Source organism: Shewanella sp. ALD9, from assembly GCF_002836315.1.
Taxonomy (GTDB): domain Bacteria; phylum Pseudomonadota; class Gammaproteobacteria; order Enterobacterales; family Shewanellaceae; genus Shewanella.
Genome location: NZ_PJCD01000039.1, coordinates 121,096 through 141,872 on the forward strand (window position 1 = coordinate 121,096; position 20,777 = coordinate 141,872).

Annotated in this window: 20 protein-coding genes and 2 pseudogenes; 6 read left to right on the top strand and 16 right to left on the bottom strand. The window is 51.2% G+C overall.

What is annotated here, in order from left to right:
* Nucleotides 1-24 precede the first annotated feature (24 nt).
* Genes CXF88_RS16210 through mobH form a run of 7 tightly spaced genes read right to left on the bottom strand, consistent with a single transcriptional unit; the run spans nt 25 to nt 7,541 of the window.
* On the bottom strand, nt 25-687 hold the full coding sequence (locus tag CXF88_RS16210) for a hypothetical protein (RefSeq protein WP_101087657.1): 663 nt from the start codon (nt 685-687) through the stop codon (nt 25-27).
* Nucleotides 687-1,064: a hypothetical protein gene (locus tag CXF88_RS16215; RefSeq protein ID WP_013141541.1), complete on the bottom strand. Its 378-nt coding sequence runs from the start codon at nt 1,062-1,064 to the stop codon at nt 687-689. The genes CXF88_RS16210 and CXF88_RS16215 overlap by 1 nt, the downstream gene beginning before the upstream one ends.
* Nucleotides 1,065-1,073: 9 nt before the next feature.
* The gene (locus CXF88_RS16220) at nt 1,074-1,520 is read right to left on the bottom strand and encodes a hypothetical protein (protein ID WP_071681752.1); all 447 of its coding nucleotides are present in this window, start codon (nt 1,518-1,520) and stop codon (nt 1,074-1,076) included.
* 8 nt (nt 1,521-1,528) lie between these two features.
* Nucleotides 1,529-2,158 (bottom strand): DUF4400 domain-containing protein, encoded by a 630-nt coding sequence (locus CXF88_RS16225; protein ID WP_022635537.1) that lies wholly within the window; start codon nt 2,156-2,158, stop codon nt 1,529-1,531.
* Nucleotides 2,115-2,660 carry a hypothetical protein gene (locus tag CXF88_RS16230; protein ID WP_023044870.1) on the bottom strand — a complete coding sequence of 182 codons (546 nt, stop codon included), beginning with the start codon at nt 2,658-2,660 and terminating at the stop codon, nt 2,115-2,117. The genes CXF88_RS16225 and CXF88_RS16230 overlap by 44 nt, the downstream gene beginning before the upstream one ends.
* A 49-nt stretch (nt 2,661-2,709) precedes the next feature.
* Nucleotides 2,710-4,575 (bottom strand): conjugative transfer system coupling protein TraD, encoded by a 1,866-nt coding sequence (traD, locus tag CXF88_RS16235; protein ID WP_022635536.1) that lies wholly within the window; start codon nt 4,573-4,575, stop codon nt 2,710-2,712.
* On the bottom strand, nt 4,572-7,541 hold the full coding sequence (gene mobH / locus CXF88_RS16240) for a MobH family relaxase (RefSeq protein ID WP_022635535.1): 2,970 nt from the start codon (nt 7,539-7,541) through the stop codon (nt 4,572-4,574). The genes traD and mobH overlap by 4 nt, the downstream gene beginning before the upstream one ends.
* Nucleotides 7,542-7,708: 167 nt before the next feature.
* On the opposite strand from mobH, the gene CXF88_RS16245 reads away from it, so the two are divergent.
* From CXF88_RS16245 to CXF88_RS16260, 3 genes are all read left to right on the top strand, one after another.
* Nucleotides 7,709-8,326, top strand: a complete 618-nt coding sequence (locus tag CXF88_RS16245) for a hypothetical protein (RefSeq protein ID WP_071681756.1) — start codon at nt 7,709-7,711, stop codon at nt 8,324-8,326.
* Between the two features lie 214 nt (nt 8,327-8,540).
* Nucleotides 8,541-10,730, top strand: a complete 2,190-nt coding sequence (locus tag CXF88_RS16255) for a DNA topoisomerase 3 (RefSeq protein WP_022635534.1) — start codon at nt 8,541-8,543, stop codon at nt 10,728-10,730.
* A 10-nt stretch (nt 10,731-10,740) separates the two neighbouring features.
* Nucleotides 10,741-11,145: a hypothetical protein gene (locus CXF88_RS16260; RefSeq protein WP_071681760.1), complete on the top strand. Its 405-nt coding sequence runs from the start codon at nt 10,741-10,743 to the stop codon at nt 11,143-11,145.
* 26 nt (nt 11,146-11,171) lie between these two features.
* Here the strand turns inward: CXF88_RS16260 and CXF88_RS22120 are convergent, their stop codons facing one another.
* The 6 genes from CXF88_RS22120 to cadR form a co-directional block, all read right to left on the bottom strand.
* A complete protein-coding gene (locus CXF88_RS22120; RefSeq protein ID WP_071681762.1) occupies nt 11,172-12,203 on the bottom strand; it encodes a hypothetical protein in 1,032 nt (343 codons plus the stop codon).
* Nucleotides 12,204-12,302: 99 nt separating this feature from the next.
* Nucleotides 12,303-12,581, bottom strand: coding sequence for an RNA-binding protein (locus CXF88_RS16270; protein ID WP_071681765.1), 279 nt, complete (start codon nt 12,579-12,581; stop codon nt 12,303-12,305).
* Between the two features lie 232 nt (nt 12,582-12,813).
* The gene (locus CXF88_RS16280) at nt 12,814-13,431 is read right to left on the bottom strand and encodes a hypothetical protein (RefSeq protein ID WP_022635533.1); all 618 of its coding nucleotides are present in this window, start codon (nt 13,429-13,431) and stop codon (nt 12,814-12,816) included.
* A gap of 8 nt (nt 13,432-13,439) precedes the next feature.
* Nucleotides 13,440-14,144 (bottom strand): hypothetical protein, encoded by a 705-nt coding sequence (locus tag CXF88_RS16285; RefSeq protein WP_022635532.1) that lies wholly within the window; start codon nt 14,142-14,144, stop codon nt 13,440-13,442.
* Nucleotides 14,144-15,571 carry a DNA cytosine methyltransferase gene (locus CXF88_RS16290; protein ID WP_071681769.1) on the bottom strand — a complete coding sequence of 476 codons (1,428 nt, stop codon included), beginning with the start codon at nt 15,569-15,571 and terminating at the stop codon, nt 14,144-14,146. Before CXF88_RS16290 ends, CXF88_RS16285 begins: the two co-directional genes overlap by 1 nt.
* 110 nt (nt 15,572-15,681) lie before the next feature.
* The gene (gene cadR / locus CXF88_RS16295; RefSeq protein ID WP_004364961.1) at nt 15,682-16,089 is read right to left on the bottom strand and encodes a Cd(II)/Pb(II)-responsive transcriptional regulator; all 408 of its coding nucleotides are present in this window, start codon (nt 16,087-16,089) and stop codon (nt 15,682-15,684) included.
* 96 nt (nt 16,090-16,185) lie between these two features.
* Between cadR and CXF88_RS16300 the strand changes: the two genes are divergently transcribed.
* From CXF88_RS16300 to CXF88_RS16310, 3 genes and pseudogenes are all read left to right on the top strand, one after another.
* Nucleotides 16,186-17,082: a cation transporter gene (locus CXF88_RS16300; RefSeq protein ID WP_004574643.1), complete on the top strand. Its 897-nt coding sequence runs from the start codon at nt 16,186-16,188 to the stop codon at nt 17,080-17,082.
* 3 nt (nt 17,083-17,085) lie between these two features.
* Nucleotides 17,086-17,598, top strand: coding sequence for a signal peptidase II (gene lspA / locus CXF88_RS16305; protein ID WP_004863699.1), 513 nt, complete (start codon nt 17,086-17,088; stop codon nt 17,596-17,598).
* Between the two features lie 21 nt (nt 17,599-17,619).
* Nucleotides 17,620-18,909: pseudogene (locus CXF88_RS16310) on the top strand (ISL3-like element ISPpu12 family transposase).
* 57 nt (nt 18,910-18,966) lie between these two features.
* Here the strand turns inward: CXF88_RS16310 and CXF88_RS16320 are convergent.
* From CXF88_RS16320 to CXF88_RS16330, 3 genes and pseudogenes are all read right to left on the bottom strand, one after another.
* Nucleotides 18,967-19,245, bottom strand: a pseudogene (locus tag CXF88_RS16320) (SprT-like domain-containing protein); the annotation flags it as partial.
* A gap of 53 nt (nt 19,246-19,298) precedes the next feature.
* Nucleotides 19,299-20,063, bottom strand: coding sequence for an IS6-like element IS6100 family transposase (locus CXF88_RS16325; RefSeq protein ID WP_101087658.1), 765 nt, complete (start codon nt 20,061-20,063; stop codon nt 19,299-19,301).
* 110 nt (nt 20,064-20,173) lie between these two features.
* Nucleotides 20,174-20,674: a GNAT family N-acetyltransferase gene (locus tag CXF88_RS16330; protein ID WP_000376623.1), complete on the bottom strand. Its 501-nt coding sequence runs from the start codon at nt 20,672-20,674 to the stop codon at nt 20,174-20,176.
* Between the last annotated feature and the right edge of the window lie 103 nt (nt 20,675-20,777).

The window sequence follows — 20,777 nt, forward strand, 5'->3', positions numbered from 1 at the left end:
CAAAGCGGCCAATGGCCGCTTGTTTCACATTGTTCTATTGTGCCGGAGTTCTCGATAAGCATCCCATGCTTGCTCTGATGAGACACCTCGACGACCAACATCTGTGGCGCACTCAAGGTCCATCTTGTACTGCTTAACCTTCTGGTTTGCTGTATCGCTCCAGCTCATAGCTGATGGGTACTTGGCAACACTAAACACATTTTCAAGTTCAGCCTGATAGTAGTCGTTTTGTAACAGAGGTTCGGTTTCACCATCATCCCAGCGAATGTAAGCCTTATCCTGGAGGGCTTTCAAGTGCAAAGGCACCAGTAAGGTGGAAATCACTTCGTCAGCACGGATGTCCTTGTAAGCACACCAGTGCGGCTTCACGGTGATCACGCCATTAACCAAAACGATGTCACAAGCCAGCGTTGCTTTCACATTATCGTTGACATCTTGACGAGCATAGATTTCCACATAGCCAACCTGTTTGGTATCAACCTTGTCGATGAAACTCCAAAAGCTGGGGTACGACGTTCCATCGCTGAGCGTCAACTGACCGTCATGCTCTTTCAACATACGGTTCAGTTGTGCGGTGAAGAACTCTGCTGATACTTTTCTTGCCAATGGCTCCATATCACTCAGCCGTAGAGTGGCTCCTCCACTCCCCTCATACACCTCTCCAAAAAAGAAATCTCTCTTACGCATTAGACTTTGCCTCCTTTAATTGCTTGCTGGGTCAGCTTGATCCAGTTCAATGGGTTTTCACAGTCAACATGGTTGCCAGCGGCACCAACTACTGTTTTGTATGCCTCCGAGCCTGCCGCAGTGTGTACCGCCAGCATAAACGAAAACATAGGGTCATTTTGCATAGTTCCTATCATCATTGCACTGGAGGTATCTTTTAGCTGGCAGTTTTGAACCCGAAGATTGAGCACATCTTTTGCCACCATTTCACAGTCAGGGCAAACTTTCTCAAGGTTTTTGAGCTTTGCGTCGTCATTGAGCACATCAGGTGCAGCGATGGCAGTACCGGTCATAAACAATCCCAGCGCCAGCAGATGAATTTTCTTGGTTACGTTCATGGTTTCTCTCTATATCGTTCCAATTTCGTTTCTGTAGAAGAACAGTGGCCCCGAGACTGTTCTGAGCTCGGGCGTTATTTGCTTTACTCTTGAGCAGATGTGCTGCTTGAATACGTTGTGGTATCCGTACATTGTTGGTCGTGTGAATGCAGAGTAAATGATGATGGTGATAGCCGCGCCAGCGGCCCACCCGATCACATCTGGATAGAAAAGTCCTGATACGTCAGAAATTCGCTCTGGTGCAACCATGCTGCACAAAAACAGCACCCAGAACCATGCGACTGGCATAACAAAGACCATCTTCCCGACGCAAGCAATTAACACCTTAACCAAATTCAAAATCTGCACCCAGTAAAGCCACAACTCTGACAGGGACTGGCGACGTATCAACTGATAGACATTCCGTGGAATGTCACACAGATGCACACCATCTTGATTTAAAACGGAGTAGCTCATTCCCCCTCCTATACCCGTTTTTGTAGGTTGCCGAACGTCAGGCCTACCAGAACGCAACAGGTCATCATCGTAAGTGGAATGACAACCGGATCGAGAGCTATAGGGACGAAGAATGCGATGAACAAACCAGCCATCAAGTACATTGTTCCGCGAACGCTATAGCGATGCAAAACTGGGCTTGCGTAGTCGAAGTTGGTCCGTTTGATGCGCCAGGTCATCATCCCATCGTACACAGCCGGTACAAACAGGATGAGCATATAGGGAGCCCAAGCAGCTAACAGCGCCAGTCTGGTATAGAACTGGTAAATGACGTTAACAAAGGCCTCCATGCGACCCTTAACCCACGCGAACCAGCCCTTCCCCATATCCTGCATACCCTTGGATTTCTGGCGCTCTTCTTCTGAGGGGATCAACGTTTGGTACATCCCTTCATAGAAGCCAGAATCAATAATGCTCGACCGGAACCAGGTAGATGCTTTGTCCTGTATCCAGTCTCTGGCTTCGATCCCGAGACTCTGCTCCACCAGCACAGACTCTCTTTTGATAGCTTTGTCTGTCCAGTCACCTGGGATCAGCAGCAATATCGCAAGTATCTCAATAGCCAGCAGCCATGCGACCAGCAACCACGGCTTGTTCATAGTCAGTTCTCCTTAAAACAATTTTCACACTTTCACAGGTGATGAGTTCATACAGCAAGCCGCGCAAAGATGTTTCATCCTCGTGGGGCTGCGGGTTAATAGATAATTCTCCAGGATGGGAAGACAGCCACAGTGAGAACGGTTCTCCTGAATCGACAGACCATAAATCGCCACCGCAATCGACGATTTGTACTTCCAGCGCCCGGCAAGTCTCGGTAATGAGAGTTTCTAAAAACGCCCCTATTCGGGCTGGGTCTTCGTACTTTTCTCTCTGTTCATGAAACACAAGCTGGCTGTAGCGATGAAGAGCCTCTTCAATGATCGGGTAAATCACTGGCTCTTGATTAGCCTTAATACCGTCTGTGATGTAGCAGCTCAGCTTCTCGATGATGACCTCTGATGCAGGCCAATCGAATTGAAGGATGCTCAGGATATGAGCATTTTTGCGGCCACGATTTTTCAATTCATTCATAACCCGGTCAAAAGGGTTCACATCGACCATGATGGCTACCTCGTAGTTTCTATACTTCTTATTACACATAGCTCTGCTCTTACTGGGTCAATATTGGCAGACGGCCTTTTACGATAGTTCCGCCTGAAATCTTGGCTATGTATTCCAGATTCGGAAGCATTCCCAGTAATTGGGCAGGGAAAAGATCCGCTTCCTCCTCCATCAAACGCTCGCCTTGGTTGCCTCCGTGCATAATGGGTTCCTTGCCATCAGAATTCTGGCCCTGTGTACGCATAACGTACTTGAGCCGCGTCTTCGGCAGGTTATCCGCGATGTATTCTTGGGTTTCCCCATCAACAATACGCAGAGCGAACGTGTTGTTGATGTTCCCCAAGACTTGGAGCGCTTTGTCTTTGCTGCCCAGTCGAGCTGCGAAATCTGCAAAAGTTTGGGTTGCAACGAAAAGACGAAGTTTCGCACCACGTCCTTTGTTCAAAAGTTGGATGAATGGGTCGTTGATCACCTCAGCAGCTTCGTCAACAAAGATGTTCACGGGTCTGTTGTTGACGCCATAGTTGTATCTATCCCCAGCCACCGCTGTAAGGTCAGAAAGAAATATTGAGCCCATAGCGCTACCCACCATATTGTCGGTCAGCGAGTCGAGGCCCAGGTAGGCTACTTGGGCGTTATTGATGATCTTCGCGGAGTCAGTGATTTGGCGTTCGTCACTTAGGTCAGTTGAGTCTGGCGATAACAATGGCCCCAACTCTCCGGACGTCAGCATATTCATGATCGGAAGGAGGTTTGCCACCATCTTGGAAAAGTGGGTTTGGTCGTGCTGGAACATCGACAACAAACCTTCAAGGTCTGAGTTGGGATGTTCAGGCTGAATGATTTCGTAATAGAACCTCATCAAAGCGAAAGCGATCTTTTCACGAGAGCCGTTTTTTACTTTCTCTAGGAAAGGCGCAGCTTCGGCCTCCCAGTCAGGCCTAACTCGTTCTGAATAGGCTTGAACGGCTCTGATGACTAGACCAGCAGCGCCACCTTCAAGGAAACGACGGAGTTTTGTCAGGTTAGGACGGTCATGGGTGATAACAAGCCCTTGAGCAATATTGTTAAGAGCCTGCCAGCCAAATGATTTGAATGGATCAGCCCCAGCTTCGGATGGAATCAATGCAGCCAATCGACTTGCGATTTCTGTTACACGGGTGAAATTTCGCAGGGGATCGATACGCACTGATTCTTCTGGGAATGCCGGGTGGAATGAGACGAACCTTTCCGGCTGTCCCATAGCTTCACAGGCCCGTCTGGCATTGTCTCGCATCTCCTTATCACCTTTCGGGTCTATGATAATCACAGCTTCCCCGCGCAGGATGGCCTGAGAGATCAAGATGTCGAACATACGGGTCTTGCCCGAGCCGGTAGTCCCTACAATTAGAGTGTGCCCCTCTGTATGCTTTAGAGGCTGCATAAGTTTTTCTTCTTTTGGCTCAACCCCGTGAATCCAAGGCTGGCCGATAGGCAACTCTTTTCTCTTACCCTGTATTTTCCGGACAACTTTTTTAACCGTCGATTCTTTTCCGACGATAGATGTCCAATCTCGTTTCAGGATCTCAAACACGCGCTGGGCATGACGGTTTTCCCACAGGAACCCACTACCAAGCCACATATCTTCCGGCGTATCTTTGATGTACTTCTGGAGCTCCGTAATGGAGATAAACTCTAAATCTCGGCCCCTCAAGTGCTTTTGCAGCAAATGGAGCTTGATAGCCTTAGGCAAACGAGCCATTGCCATCACACCACAGATCCCCGTCATCCAATAAAAGGGCTCTGGAGGCATAGTGCTGACCTGCTCCACGGCCAAAGCAGCCCCGGAGGCTGCAAGCCAGCCTGCCACAGCATTTTTTTCATAGTTAGGCCGCCACGGCATCTCGTAGGCGAGCGGGTCATAACTCATTGTCATGTTTCATTTACCTCTAAATACAATTTTCCTTGACGTTTTTTGAGCAAAGGGCGTTTTTGTGCCCGGCTCAACATCCCACAGAGGATGTGTTTGTTGATGCCGATGTTTTCCCCGGCAATCATGTCGAACGCTTTATCGCTGGTTACTAAGCAGCCGTCTTCTTCCAAGACAGGTGTAACTAGCCACCTGCCCGAACGTTTCTGGATCATTTCCTTGAGGATCAAAATCGCTTTCTCAGGGGTAACACCAGGCGGCAAAAAGTCTTCATCTTTGATGTCTTTCGGGTTTGTTTTAGCCTTTGGTGGTTCAAACTCCCTCACCTCTTGCTCTTCCCTTTCTCGGACCTCGATGTGACCAAGTTCCTTTTCACGCTCAACTTTGGTAACTACAACAGCTTCGGGTTGAGCCTCTCTCTTGGGAAGGCGAGCCACGTTCTGTTTTTCTTCAATCGGCTTGCTTTCATGCCCCGCAACCACAGAGGAGGTGTCACCTTTTTTCTCCTTTTGAGGTTTCTGAGCGGCTTTTCCTTTCGTGTCTTTTGCCGGTGCAGCTTGACCTGATCCAGCATCAGACTTCTGTTGTTGGTTTTTTTTCTGCATCGGTTGGCTTTGTTGCTTCGGAGCAGACTTGCTCTTTCTGACATCAGAATCAGGAGGAGACACAAGCTCAAAGACATCCTGGTATCCACCCATTGACGCTTCTACTTCCTTGATGGCCGCTACGACCGCATCTGAAAGTTGTTGCGCCAGCACAATTGCTTTCACACCGCTGAAATCTCGCACTTTACGACCAGGCATAATAGGGTCTGGAACAATCGCATTGGCATGGGATAGCTTTGAGAGAACTTCTGACGGCGCACCTAATGACCGAGCACCTTCTGGGTATAGGATGACGGCTTGGCCCTTCATCAGACACAGAACCTCTCCCAGCGTCTTTTTCCCTTCCAGAACAGGCATGATCGCCTGCTCAAGCAGAGCAGATGCTTCGCCATAGCCAGCAAGCATCTCAGACAGCAATGTCTTAGAGTCCTTTTCCTGCTGATTAGGTATGTTCGCTTGTGACATTTCTGTTGTGGCAGAAGCCTCTTCTGACTCAACGGCCAACATAGGCAATGGTTCAATAGCCCATGATGGAGGCTCATCTGAACCACTAAACATGGGGAAGTCATCGTCCTGCAGGGAGTTTTGTTCTTCTGGAACGAAGTCAGGCTTGGGCTGTTCGAGCTCTGCCTCGTTGGAGTTTTTAAGGCTCTCTTCGTCAGCAATGCAGGCGTCAGTCGATGCGTTAAATGCGTCAAATGGGAAGTCGATGTCACCCAGTCCACCCCCAACATCCTTGAGGGCTTGCAGAGGGTTATCGTTCGCCAAAGGTGGCGCGTTTTTGGCGATGTCCTGAGGTGACAACTCTTCTTTTGCCTCAGGTTTCTCTGTTTGTTCTTCTGTGTCTTTTTTGGGTTTAGCCTTAACCTGTTTTCCCTTGCTTGGTGTTGTGGCTGATGGTGCTTTAGGCGAGTCCTTTGTTTCAGCCGCGCCTTGGGCCGGTGTGTCTTCGGGTTCTGTTGAAGTGCTTTTCAGCATTTCCATCGCATCACCGAAACCGAGACCGGCTAGAGCTTTCTCTGCTTCCTGCTCTGCGGCCAACATGTCATCGTTCAGAGACACTCCGCCTTCATCTTGATCGTCATCACTCTCATCAGGGTCAACGAACTCAATCTCAGCATCTTCAACGTCTCCAACAACTTCTGCTGCAACGGCTGATGGTGGCTCATTGGTAAACACCAAGTCGTTTGATTCGAGGCGGAGCATCAAAATCTTCAAAGAGCCTGTCGCTTCCTGGAGCATCTCCGGCAGCACTTCCCAATATCGGTAGTACGCTCGCTCACCTTTTTCCTGCACAGTGTTTGGCACAGCAAAACCGCGCTCGATGAGAATGTCGGCCAGCGTATCTGGATCTCTTGGAATGCCGGGGATTTTGTCTTGACTGATCAAATCATAGAGATCTCCAAGCTGTTTCCATGCGATGAAAACACCTTGGTTTAGATGCCAAACTTTCGCGCCAGGCTCATTGACTTTCCATTTCCCAGTTTTCACCAGACGACGGATAGCATCGAACACGTACCGCTCTACTGGCACACCATAAGAGAACTCGTCCACATCAAGACGGCTTTGGCGAAGGTCCCTTGAAACACTCTCTTGGTCAGCACGAAGCATCAGTCTTGTAACAGGCTGATTGACAGTGGTTCCCGAAATAGCTTCAAGCATCGCCTCGATGATGGAAGGACCTGACTTGGAAAGAAACTCCTGCGTCTCAGCCGGAATAATTCGATGCCAAGCCAGTAGCGAGAATTGCTCATGCCTTTTGTGTCTCTTGTCGCGCCACCGAATAAAGTAACGCTCTATTCCGTGACGGTGCGCCCAGTCATGAAGTGACTCTGAATAAGGATTCCATGTGATCGATCCGTCTTTATCTGTAATAGACACATCTGACAACGGTTTGCCCACATCATGCAGGAGCCCGGAGAAGCAACTCGCCAATCGCCAACGAGGTTCATTGTCGCGGCGTTCCCGAGGCGTTCCCTCGATTGAAAAAATAACCGACTCAGAAGCCTGAGTTGCCCAAAAGGCTACTTCAAGCCCATGCCGGAACAACCCACCAGCTCCTCGGTGATGGTGAGATTCGGAAGCTGGCAGCAAGTGAACAAAAGCGGCATACCGTTGGATCACTGGCAAAACAAGCCGGTTGAAGTCGTCCACAGTGAAACCGAGAGAGTTCCGCACTTTCTCAATTAGTTCAGCTTGGGTTGCCAGTATCTTGTCTAGTGGGGCCACTGGCAGGCCCTTGGCAAAAGGTGGGTATCGAGGGATTTCTTCATCTTCCACGTCTTTAAGCGGCAACACTCTGGCGCTTGGCGTGGCCTCGATCACTCCACTTCGCCCACCAAATAACTTGTTCAGGGCTTTCAGCATGTAGGTTGACCATATTCCTATCGTATTTTTCGTCAGTACATGCTCTCAAAACACGTTTAGATCGCACACACGCCTATCTGTCCAATTTGGGCAGTTTGAGAAACCAGCTTTCCATCTCCCCCCTTTTAGAATGGGTTCATCGACAATTTTTGATGAGGAATGACACGATGAGACAACTGATAGCAATTCTGGGAGTAGCAATTTTGGCCGGGTGTGCCTCTAACGCCCCTGAACAAAAACCCCAATCCCAAGTATCCCCTGCGGAGAATGACAAACCGGCCCGAGTTAACCGGGAACTTTCTATCGCATGGGACAATATGGGACGCGGTGGTGCGGCATTGCGCCAACCGGGTTATATCCATGTGCTGGGCGACGGTAATGTCAGCGCGACGATTAACAAGGTGAAAGATGATTCCGCTGATGCAGTTAAAACTCCGGTTGGAATAAAGCAAGAAGGGGATGTAGGCGAAGCCATCAATACCTTCAAGTCCATGAACAAAGGTAAAGGTTACTCGCTGTACGAGTTGTCACGCTGGGAACGCTATTGCGATAGCGGCAAGGGCATGGATGAGCACGATTGGCGCTTTATTGAGGGTGAAGGTGCCACAAACATACCCCAGGACGTTGTGACTGGCTGCATACCGCCTGCTCATAACTATCAAGATTACCTGAATGCCTGGACGCACTTTTGCTCCAGTCAGGCCGTAACAGACGCAGATCGCCGTATTGTGCGCGAATCCGTGCGTCCCTACTCTGTGGTGAATCCATGCAAAGCTCTGAAATAAGAAATCACACAGAGCCTGGCCGAAAGGCTGAGCTCTTCGACGCTTTATCAATCATGCTCCAGGAGGCTGGTTCGAGGGGTAATACCCACGAAGCGGCCTATGTCATTTCTGGAGTCCTCGAAAACCTTTCCAGAGACTATCCCGAGATAAAAGTTCTTGCCCAAAACTGGACTGAGCTGGCGAATCTGGAATCAAAGATGAAGGGAGCTGCTTGATGGACCTTTATATCTGCGAAAAGCCTTCTCAGGCCAAAGACTTGGCAGGAGTAATGAAAGCCTCCCAAAGGGGAGATGGATTTATCCATGATGGAGGAAACAGGGTTATTACCTGGGCCTTCGGCCACCTTCTGGAATTGTATATGCCAGATGACTATGACGAACGATACAAGTCATGGTCACTGGAGACTCTTCCGATTGCTCCTGAATCCTGGCGGTACAACGTTCGCAAGAGTGCGCTAAAGCAGTACAAAATCGTTGAAGGCCTAGTCAAAAAAGCAAGTACCATCTACATCTCTACCGACTTCGACCGAGAAGGTGAAGCTATCGCCCGTTCGCTTTTGGATCGATTCCGCTACTCAGGTCCTATTCGTCGTGTTTGCTTGACTGCACTCGATGAGTCGAGCATTAAGAAAGCGCTAAATAACGTTAAGGACGGCAAAGAAACTGTCTCGCTATACTACGCTGCACTAGCAAGGCAACGCGCAGACTGGCTGGTGGGGATGAACGTAAGCCGACTCTATACAGTATTGGCGCGAGATGTAGGTTTCAATCATACCCTCCACGTAGGTCGGGTCATTACACCTACCGTAGCTCTCGTGTGTCAACGAGATCGAGAGATCGCGGGTTTCACACCATCCCCATACTGGACTCTAGGCGTGAACGTATCCGTGCAGAATGGTCAGTTTGCTGCTCAGTGGATACCGCCAGAGGAGTGTAGTGACGAACAAGGCCGATGTATCAATAAGGCCTATGCCGAGCAGGTATCCTCTCAGGTCAACGGTGCCAATGCAGTTATCAGCAAGGCAGAGACGAAACCAGGAAAAGAGTCTGCTCCCCTTCCCTTCGATCTGACTTCATTACAGCAATACGCAAGTAAACGATGGGGATATACAGCTCAGCAGGTGCTTGATGCAGCCCAAGCTCTGTATGAAACACACAAAGCAACAACCTACCCTCGTACCGACAGTCGCTACCTGCCAGAGAGCCAAAAGGAAGACATTCCTGACATCCTACAGGCGCTTATTTTGTCCGATCAGAACGTCTCAGGGCTGGTAGCTGGCGCAGACCCTCACCGCAAGGCCAGAGTATTCAATGACTCTAAAGTGACCGCGCACCACGCGATCATTCCCACCCCTGCAAGAACAGACATCAGTGCCATGTCTGAGATCGAGTTAAATCTCTACGACGCCATACGTCGTTTCTACATCGCGCAGTTCTACAGCGAGTTCGAGTTCACCAAAACCTCCATCGAGGTGCAGTGTGGACGTCACCTCTTTGCTGCTTCCGGTAAGACCCCGACCAAACAAGGCTGGAAGGTTTTGTTTGCTTCTGACAGCGAAAGCAGCCCCAAGGATGAAGGAGAAGATACCGACGCGCCGGTTGAACAGGAGAAGCTCCCCAGGGTTAGTCAGGGCGAACCTGCCTTGCTCAATGGTACTGAGCTGATGAACAAAATGACGCGGCCAGCACCACACTTCACAGAAGCCACATTACTTGCCGCGATGGAGAACATTGCCCGGTTTGTGACTGAGGAGAAGTTCAAGCAGATCCTCAAAGACACAGCCGGTCTGGGCACTCCAGCAACACGCGCCAGCATCATCCAGGGAGCTGTAGATAAAGGCTATTTCAAGCGTCAGAAAAAGGTACTGCTTGCAACAGATAAAGCTCATGCACTTATCGCTGTGCTTCCACCAGCAATCAAGTCACCTGGCATGACTGCGGCCTGGGAACAAGAGCTTGAAAAAGTCGCCACTGGCTCCGGAAACATGTCTGTCTTCATGAAGCAGATTTCCACTTGGATTTGCCAGATGGTCGATCAGCTCAAAGTGGCCGCGCCAGTTCTGACAAAAGAAGGTGGCGCGATGGCTAAAGCATTTGAAGGCGCGAAACCTCCTTCACACGAATGCTTTAACTGTGGTGGAGAGATGCACCGAATCAAAGGTAAAAACGGCTTCTTCTGGGGTTGTCAGAACGAGGCTTGTAAAAAGACATTCCCTGATAATAGAGGTAAACCCGAGAAGCGCATCGCTGCGGAGGATTGCCCAGACTGCCCAGATTGCGGTAGCCCTATGCGCCTTAGAAAAGGGAAAGCTCCAGGTAAAAAACGAGCCTCTAAGTTTTGGGGTTGCACAGCTTATCCAGACTGCAAAGGCACAATGCCTTTCAAAAAATCAGACTTAGAATAAGGAATTAACTATGTTCGGATCAATCATCCTAGCTACCATACTAACCACAAGTTCAGCCATTACCGAAGATACAGGTGAAGGTATTTCATCTGGAATAATGGCGGCGTCAGCAAGCTATTTAGCACAAAACATAATGCCTCTCACTTCTGGACTTAAAAGTAACCATAGCTACCAGAACACGGAAGCAGTTGATATGGCAAAGGCTTTGGGAGGTCTAAAAGATCTTCCTGAATTTATTTACGTCATTACTGATGTAAATGCCCACATGGCCGATATGTGTAATCGCATCTGGGAGCCACAATCTTTGGCCCTAACCCCATTCATCGTAGAGATGGTAGAACTGCGAAAAGCAAATGAAAATAGCGCCTACGAGAAGGTGCTATCCGAACTCAACTGCTCGCATTTAGAAGATTAAAAAAAGGGGCCTTATGGCCCCTGCTTTCAATTGCCTAAATTTCTTTGAAACCTTATTTGCCTGCCAAATACCGTTCTTATATATCGAGACATCGCATCATAATCACCTCTATTTAACCAGTCATTAATTCGGAATGGCAAGTCTGGATCAAATGTCTTTTTGTGGAGCTGTGAAACAAACGCTTTACCGGCAGCAGACAGAGAATACGCTTTGTTTCTATCTTCGGCATACACAGATAATGCTCCACGTTGCATTGCTCTCACGAATATAGCGACTCTTGACATGGGAGACCCTATTCCTTGACACAAATCGTCCTTGTATTTCCCTGAGCCTCTCCATCTATCCATCAAACGGATTATTTCACTTTCACTCATTGGGTTGGGCTTGTCGGCCAAGATACAAAGTAACATCAGCTCATACTTTGAAATAAGTGGTGATGCTACAAGCCCAGACCACTTACTTAGTTCTGAGAAAACAACAGATGAATTTGCATTCCACCAATAATCAAAAGTCTTCTTAGCCAGTTGCTGTCTTGCGAGCTTTTCTGCAAGGGAATCTTGATTCCACGTATTTTCAGTTCTATTCTCCCAGGCATTTTCCAGAGAGCTCTTATCCGTTGCCATTAAATAAAGACAATGAACTGGAACGTCGCTATTCTCAGTCCACCCCAGTTTGTCTAACAACTGTTTCGCTGATCCATAACCTGTTCTGTCGCAGTCTACCGCGCAGATGATTTCCTTATACTCTCCCATCTGACCACGTAGATACTCCACAAGGTCATTTAATCTCTTTTCATGCTCAGTATTGGTAGCATCCTCAGAGACGTAAAACTTGGCTTTCCCATCCACTCCAAGTAGGACATTTCTGGGCTTAAATGACTGAGGCCTTATCAAGGATGGTGGGGTGGTAAAAGGAATGTCTGCAAAAGACAATCTAGGAATGGTATAACGCCATAGCCCAATACCAAAGGTGAACACAATTTCAGTATCATGTTCGATTAGATTGTTCTCATGAAGAATTTTGGCAAGTTGAGGCTTCTCAGCTATCAATAAACGCATTTACTATCTCCTAATCTTGTTATCTCAAGTGACATTTCGCGCAGCTTAGCTGCGAACTAAAACCAGATTACAATGAATGAATCGTTGTTACAACTCACTCTAATTCACATGGATGGCGAATACTTCAACGGGCTCGGCTCCGAAGTGTGGGTGTGTAATTACCTCCTTTGCGAAACCACTCCACGGTCTCACCTCTATCCTAGACATATCACCAGCCTTTGGATAACCACACTTCACATGAATTTCATCATACTCACGTCCCTCAAGTCTCTTTATCCAGTATTCCGTAACGAGGCGATATTCATCTGGCTTTTCCCTTGACCTTATTTGATCGAAGTAGATCTTTTTTACTGACAGATGAAGTATTCGTTTTTTCATAATCACCTTCCTGGAGTAAAACTGGGGCATCGAGGCACCCGGCAAAATACTCCTTTTTCAATTTCAGTCTCTCTTGTCTCATGAGCCAGTATAATATCCGCAATAACACCAATATTTCCCTCGTAGTTGCGAATGGCCGCGTCCCTCATGGTATCTAAGGTTTCTTGACACTTCGCTCGCCTGAATTTAACGAGCCAACTTTGGCGATCTATACTTTTCACGCTAAATCCTATTAACGAATCGTGTATCCAGCTTCTTTGGCAGCAACATCAAGTTCGGCGGCAAAACTGACGTCTGACTTATCTGCCGCATTGTAAAGGGCTCCACACGTAGGCCATGAGCGACCCACCAGTTTCATAGCCAACGCATCCGCCAGCATTTCTCTGATCTGTGTTTCAGCCTCACCAAACTCGGCTAGAGTTTCATCTATGCCCGATTCCTCCATCAGCTCGATGAGCTGCGGCTGTTTGAGCCTGACACCTGTTTGCATCTCCAACTGTTCTCTGGCATCAGCCACCAATTGGCGTTCAAGGATGACTCCATTCACGGTTTTAACAATGTGCTTTGGCTGACGTTTTACCTTTTTTGGCCTGGACACATCAGAGATAACTGTCACCGGCTTCCCACGCAGTTCACGCGGCAACGGTCCACTTAGCCCCAGAACTAAGCGACGAGCATACTCATGCTCGTATGGTTTCAACCCTCGGCCTTCACGGAACATTTCAGTATCCACCAGCAAATCACCGCGCTGCCTCGCATTTTTCCGGGCTTGTTCGGAAAAGACAGATTTACCTTTTCCACTTGTTCCCATAAAGAACGTATGATCCCCTGCATTGTTACCAAAAAACATAGTGTCTCCTATTTGTATAAATTCATGTTCTTCTCGACCAAATAGCTGGTGGCTTGATTATTACGCCCACCGATACTCTGGGCCACGAATTCTGTTCGGGCCGTTTTCCCCTTTGCCATTGGCGATAACCCTTCATTTTCCACTGAACCCAACTTACTCAGTATTTCTGCTTTTGTAGCGCGATGGCCGCGCATTAGAAGAGCATCCAGCAGGTAGCCAGTGAACACCTCTTTACTCGGCATACGGTCAAGCAATTCAACATACTGCTCGTCTGTAAGGTTGTGGATCTCACAATACGTTTCCACCGCCTTTTCATAGGCTTCATTGTAGCCATGAGTAGAAACCCGGAAAGCAATATCCCCATTGCCGTAACCTGGCTTTGTGACGAGAAAACAAGGTGTAAAGTAGGTTCTCTTCCCCCCCATCCGACTCCTGTTCTCGATACCGATGTAAGCTCTCAACCCATCAGCAATGATGTTTGGCCCGGAGTTGCGTCGCCGCTTACAAGTCTTGTTTTGGCGCTTGACCTCTTCTGCCTCAGCTTCCCACTTTCGGTCCAAGCTGTAGGCCAGCCGGTGAGCGGTGGCGTAGGAATACTCTCTCAAGGAGAAATATTCCTGCCGGTAATCATCCGCCACGCCAACTGTTCGTGCGACACGGAACCCGACGAAACCGGCATCATGGGTTCCCTCGCCGTAGTAAATGACTGCCATTATCTACCTTCCTTACTTCTGATACCGTGCTGCACCACGGTATGGCGACCGCAATTCACATTCAGGTGATCCCGAACTGCGGACATGACCGCTGAATGCAATCTGTAATCCACACTCTGCCCAAGCGTTTCTGTCGCTTGTTCTTTTGCCATCCACGACACATCAAAGCTCTCAGGAATCGACATCAGCTCTTGAACCAAATCGACCGATGGCTTGTAAATGCGTCCGCCGTCTTGGATGTACACTGCGTCTTTGACCCCACGGTCCTGAGACTTGAGAATGGTCGGGCAACTGATACTTTCTCTCGTCAAGAATGCTGGCATCCTACGAGATGTTGACTCTCTGGCCTGAATTGACTTTAACCCTGTCACGTCTGTGCAATCTCCAAGGTGTTTCTCGATCACGGGCCACAGCCGTCCACCAGCTCTCTGCTGAGGTTTCGGCGGAACGAATCCGGGGAATACCGACGCCACCATGTAATAGCGCTCTCGTCCCTGGTAAGCCCCGAAATCAAGACCGTTCAAAACCATCTCAGTAAGGAAGTACCCCATACGCCGCAGAGTGGTTCCCATCATCGCACCAGCTCCTGATGATTTGAAATTTGGGACGTTCTCCACCAGCACGACCGCAGGGTTTACTACCTCGATCTGTTTCAATGCCGGATAAACCATGTCGAGCATAGTGGAGAGATCTTGAAGAGAACGCTCCTTGTCTTTTGGGCTCTTTGCGTTCGAGTGGTCGTCACAACCCAGTGAATAGTGAGCCAAGCCAATTGGTGGGCATTCCTCAAGCAAGGCACCGAGGCGATCCAGCTCCAGATGATGAATGTCTTCATTAAGCAAGATACGCGGGGAACTGTTCACCAGCGTGTTAAGCGCATGTACTTCACTCAGATTCCGCCCGGATGCCCTGTCTCTGGCTTCTACTGGACGATGCTCCAAAACAATCTCAGCCTTCCATCCAAGTGACTCCATAACATGAATGTCTACCCCACCAGTTAATGCCACAAAAGCACGAAAAGGGCTGGTTTTTCTGAATCGATCAGCAATAGCAAAGGCTCTGTTTGCTACAGGAGTGAAGACTACTCGGCCTTTCCGCATTTCGACGTGGAAACGCTCTGTATAGCGAGGGAAACACTTATCTATGAGCCCTTGCCCCGAAAACTCAATGACGGTTTCCAGTGGGTTATTGGAGCGACTCTTTGGCTGATACCGACGCTGATAAACCTGGTGTGTCTGTAGTTCATCAGACGCTGGGATCACCGAAAAACCGCCCATCCTCTCCCCCGGCTCAACGGCGATGCCCATGCCTGGCTTGAACCCCATAACATCCAAAAAGTTGGACGAAACCCTAACCTTGCGCTTATCGCCTACTCGATTGAACGCAAGTTGTTTGGTTACTACGCAAGGGGAGACTATCGGTAACATCGGTCAACCTCTTTTCTTATTGTGGGTAAGCGGATTAAATGGTTGATCTTACCTTTGCATGAGAGTGAGACAGACCGGCATCTCATCGGATTATCTGGTTGATGCTTCACCTACTGCTGGTGCATGTTTCCTTCGCTAATTCCAGCAAGAACCCCACACGCCTCAACTTCCCGGTCATCGTTGCAACTCGCTCTCAGTGAAACGAGTTGTTTCTCAAGCGCTTGCAGAGCGGTTATCTGCGACCGCACATGAGAGATGTGATCATCGAGCAAGGCGTTGACGGCGGTACAAGGCTGATGAGGGTCGTCCTGATAGCTCTGTAGTTCGTGAATCTCAGCCAGTGACAGGCCCAGGATTCTGCAGCGACGGATGAAGGCCAGCCCCTCACCATGCTTCTCGGTATAGACACGGTAACCGTTGTCCTGCCGATCAGGCGGCGGCAACAAGCCCTGCTGTTCATAGAAGCGGATCGTCTGTGTTTCGACCCCTACCAACTGCGCCAACTGACCAATGCGCATCAGCCTCCTCCCCAACGGATTCTTTACTCTATTGACCTTATAGTAGCTTTATAGTTTTAAATGGTACCACAACATTGTTCAATGTGGAGTCGTATCATGAGCAAATCCTGTGGTGGCGCCTGTGGCGGTGATGCAACGTCCGCAGCGGATACCGATATACAGGCCTCCTCCGAGGCGCCAGGGAGATGGGTCAGTGTTTATGCCGTGCCGAAGATGGACTGTCCATCAGAAGAACGAATGATTCGCCTAGCCCTGAACGGCTTTGAGGAGATTCGGGCGCTGTCCTTCGACTTGTCGAACCGCCGGCTGAAGGTCGTGCATGACGGCGAGGTCGAGCCCGTCACCTCGAAACTGAAGACCTTGGGGCTAGGCGCCTCGCTTCAGGAAACCGTCGCTGCAAATCCGGAGACCATCAAGGCCGCCGAGTTTTCGGCAGCTTCTGCTAAGCAAGAATCCGGGACCCTGCGCTGGTTGCTCGGCATCAATGCACTTCTGTTCGTGGTGGAAATGACTGCCGGTCTGATCGCCCAGTCCACCGGCCTGATTGGAGAATCCCTGGACAATTTTGCCGATGCGGCGGTGTACGGGCTTGCCCTTTATGCGGTTGGACATAGCGTGAAAATGCAGGTACGTGCCGCGCATCTTGCTGGTGTACTGCAACTGATCTTGGCTGTGGGCGTGCTCGTAGAGGTGGTGAGACGCTTTGTATTCGGTAGTGAGCCTGAATCGCTGGTGATGATGGCTATCGCATTCGTCGCATTGATTGCCAATACCAGTTGTCTGCTGCTCATATCCAAACATCGGGAAGGCGGGGCGCACATGAAGGCAAGCTGGATATTCTCGGCCAACGACGTGGTGATCAACCTGGGGGTCATCACCGCCGGCGCCCTGGTCGCGTGGACCGGTTCCAATTATCCGGATCTGATTATCGGCACCATCGCGGGGGGCATTGTACTTAACGGTGCCAGACGCATTTTGGCGTTGAAGGGTTAAATAATGCTCATTATTGGCAAAAAGCTCTCGCCGTATGCCCTATTGTCCATATCGGGCCTGCTGGCAGCGTCTGATCAGGCTGTAAAGTGGCTGGTGCAGCAATCAATGGCCTATGGCGAGTATGTTTCGGTGACCCCGTTCTTTAACTGGGTGCACCTATGGAACACCGGTGCCGCATTCAGTCTTTTTGCGAATGGTGGAGGCTGGCAGCGCTACTTTTTTATCGGAATCGCGGTAGTGGTCTCGATTTTTCTGATCAAGCTGATCCTTGAAAATCGTCATAAAGGAGAAGCCATCGCTTACAGTCTTATCCTCGGTGGCGCCATGGGCAACCTGATTGACCGGGTCTTTCGCGGCTATGTTGTGGATTCCTTTGATTTCTATTGGCGAGACTGGCATTGGCCGGCCTTCAACCTGGCTGATATTGCAATTGTCCTCGGTGCCTTACTTTTCGTTTCCAGCAGCTTGTTGGGTAAAAAAGCAAACACCAATGCCGAGCCGGATGGATCTGACTGACACCTACGCCTATACAACACCATGACCGAACTTCCCGACAACATCCTTCACCTGCCGCAATACCAAGTACTGGGCTGCAAATCAACCGACGATGAAATGCACTTCCAGGTGGACGTGCCCGATCCCATCGCCTGCGAGGAATGCGGCGTGCAGGGTGAGTTCGTACGGTTCGGCAAGCGTGACGTTCCCTATCGTGATCTGCCCATCCACGGCAAGCGGGTCACTCTCTGGGTGGTCCGCCGCCGATACACCTGCCGGGCCTGCAAGACAACATTCAGGCCCCAGCTACCGGAGATGGTGGACGGATTCCGTATGACACTGCGGCTGCATGAGTACGTGGAGAAGGAATCCTTCAACCACCCCTACACCTTTGTGGCGGCACAGACCGGCCTGGACGAGAAGACGGTGCGCGACATCTTCAACGCCCGCGCCGAGTTCCTGGGGCGCTGGCACCGCTTCGAGACGCCCCGCATCCTGGGCATTGACGAGCTATACCTGAACAAGCGCTACCGCTGCATTCTGACCAACATTGAGGAGCGAACCCTGCTCGACCTGCTGGCCACCCGCCGCCAGGACGTGGTGACCAACTACCTGATGAAGCTGAAAGACCGGCAGAAGGTCGAGATCGTCAGCATGGACATGTGGAACCCCTACCGGGCAGCGGTCAAGGCTGTGCTGCCCCAGGCCCGTATCGTGGTCGATAAGTTCCATGTGGTGCGCATGGCCAACGATGCCCTAGAGAGAGTGCGCAAGGGCCTCAGAAAGGAGCTGAAACCGTCCCAGAGCTGGACTCTCAAGGGAGACCGGAAAATCCTGCTGAAACGCGCTCACGAAGTCTCAGACCGGGAGCGCCTCATCATGGAGACCTGGACAGGCGCGTTCCCGTAACTGCTGGCCGCCTACGAGCACAAAGAGCGCTTCTACGGCATCTGGGACGCCACCACACGGCTCCAGGCAGAAGCCGCCCTGGACGAGTGGATAGCCACCATCCCGAAGGGCCAAAAGGAAGTCTGGAGCGATCTGGTCAGGGCAGTGGGAAACTGGCGCGAAGAGACCATGACCTACTTCGAGACGGACATGCCCGTCACCAACGCTTACACGGAGCCCATCAACCGACTGGCCAAGGACAAGAACCGTGAAGGGCGCGGTTACTCCTTCGAGGTGATGCGGGCACGAATGCTCTACACCACGAAGCACAAGAAGAAGGCACCGACTGCGAAGGTCTCTCCTTTCTACAAGAAAACCATCGGTTACGGACTGCCGGACTTCGCAGAGGAACTCAACTACGGAGTCGATCTATCAACCATCTGAGGGTGGTATCAGATTGATGGGGTGAAGATGCCCCATCAACCATTAAATCCGTATACCCGAGATTTTGAAATCCTGCGTCAGCAGCTTGTCGGTCGCCTGCATGAACAGGCCGCCCGGTATGGCGTAGTCGGCCATTTTCTCGCCCGTGCGCGCGCCGCCGGGCTTGCCGGTGCTGGACGGCATCAGGCCGATGGCCTCCATTTTGTCGGCCCATTCCTTGTTGTGATAGCCGCGACGGCCCGGCTTGCCGAAGTGGAATTGCCAAGCGTGGACCATCTCATGCACCAAAGTTTGCAGGACTTCGAGCAGGGGCACGACAGCGAAATAGGACGGGTGGCTCTGTTGCAAAGATTGGCGGCAGTCAGAGGTAGGCTGTCGCTCTGCGCCGATCAGGCGGCTGCTGCGAAATGGTGGTTGAGCATGCCCATGGCCTCCGTCAGCGCCGAGGGCCCAATGCCAAAAGCTCTCTCCACAAGGCGCACCTCGCCCCTGATGCCGGGCTGCAGGCACCAGGGGCGAGCCTGTCCTTTGCGCAGGGCTCGCATGACTTCGAATCCCTTGATCGTGGCATAGGCCGTGGGGATCGATTTGAAACCGCGCACCGGCTTGAACAGTATCTTGAGCTTTCCGTGATCGGCCTCGATCACGTTATTGAGATACTTCACCTGCCGGTGGGCCGTCTCCCGGTCCAGCTTTCCTTCGCGCTTCAATTCGGTGATCGCTGCACCATAGCTCGGCGCTTTGTCGGTATTGAGCGTGGCAGGCTTTTCCCAGTGCTTCAGGCCTCGCAGGGCCTTGCCCAGGAACCGCTTCGCTGCCTTGGCGCTGCGGGTCGGCGACAGGTAGAAATCGATCGTGTCGCCCCGCTTGTCGACTGCCCGGTACAGGTAGGTCCACTTGCCCCGCACCTTGACGTAGGTTTCATCCAGGCGCCAGCTCGGATCAAAGCCACGCCGCCAGAACCAGCGCAGCCGCTTCTCCATCTCCGGGGCGTAGCACTGGACCCAGCGATAGATCGTCGTATGGTCGACCGAAATGCCGCGTTCCGCCAGCATTTCCTCAAGGTCGCGATAGCTGATCGGATAGCGACAATACCAGCGCACCGCCCACAGGATCACATCACCCTGGAAATGGCGCCACTTGAAATCCGTCATCGTTCCGTCCGTCCAATCTCCGCCAAGCATGCTCAAGCTTCACGATTTTTGCAACAGAGCCGCCACGGGCCCGTCCCACCCCGACATGGACCTCGATGCCCGAACGGACGTTAGATTTCGAGTTCTAGGCGTTCTGCGATGAAGGTTGGATCCCAGCCGGGATTGAAAGTGTCGACGTGGGTGAATCCGAGCCGCTCGTATAGGCCACGCAGGTTCGGGTGGCAGTCGAGCCGCAGCTTGGCGCACCCCTGCGTTCGCGCGGCATGGCGGCAAGCCTCGATCAGCGCGGAGCTGACACCCCGGCCCGCATGTGTCCGTCGCACCGCGAGCTTGTGCAGATATGCGGCCTCCCCCTTGAGGGCGTCGGGCCAGAACTCGGGATCCTCGGCCGACAAGGTGCAACAGCCGACGATGCCGTCGCTGCAACTCGCGACTAGGAGCTCGGATCTCAGGACGAAGGTCTCCGCGAATGTCCGGTCGATCCGCGCGACGTCCCAGGCGGGCGTTCCCTTGGCGGACATCCACGCCGCAGCGTCGTGCATCAGCCGCACAACCTCGTCGATATCACCCGAGCAGGCGACCCGAACGTTCGGAGGCTCCTCGCTGTCCATTCGCTCCCCTGGCGCGGTATGAACCGCCGCCTCATAGTGCAGTTTGATCCTGACGAGCCCAGCATGTCTGCGCCCACCTTCGCGGAACCTGACCAGGGTCCGC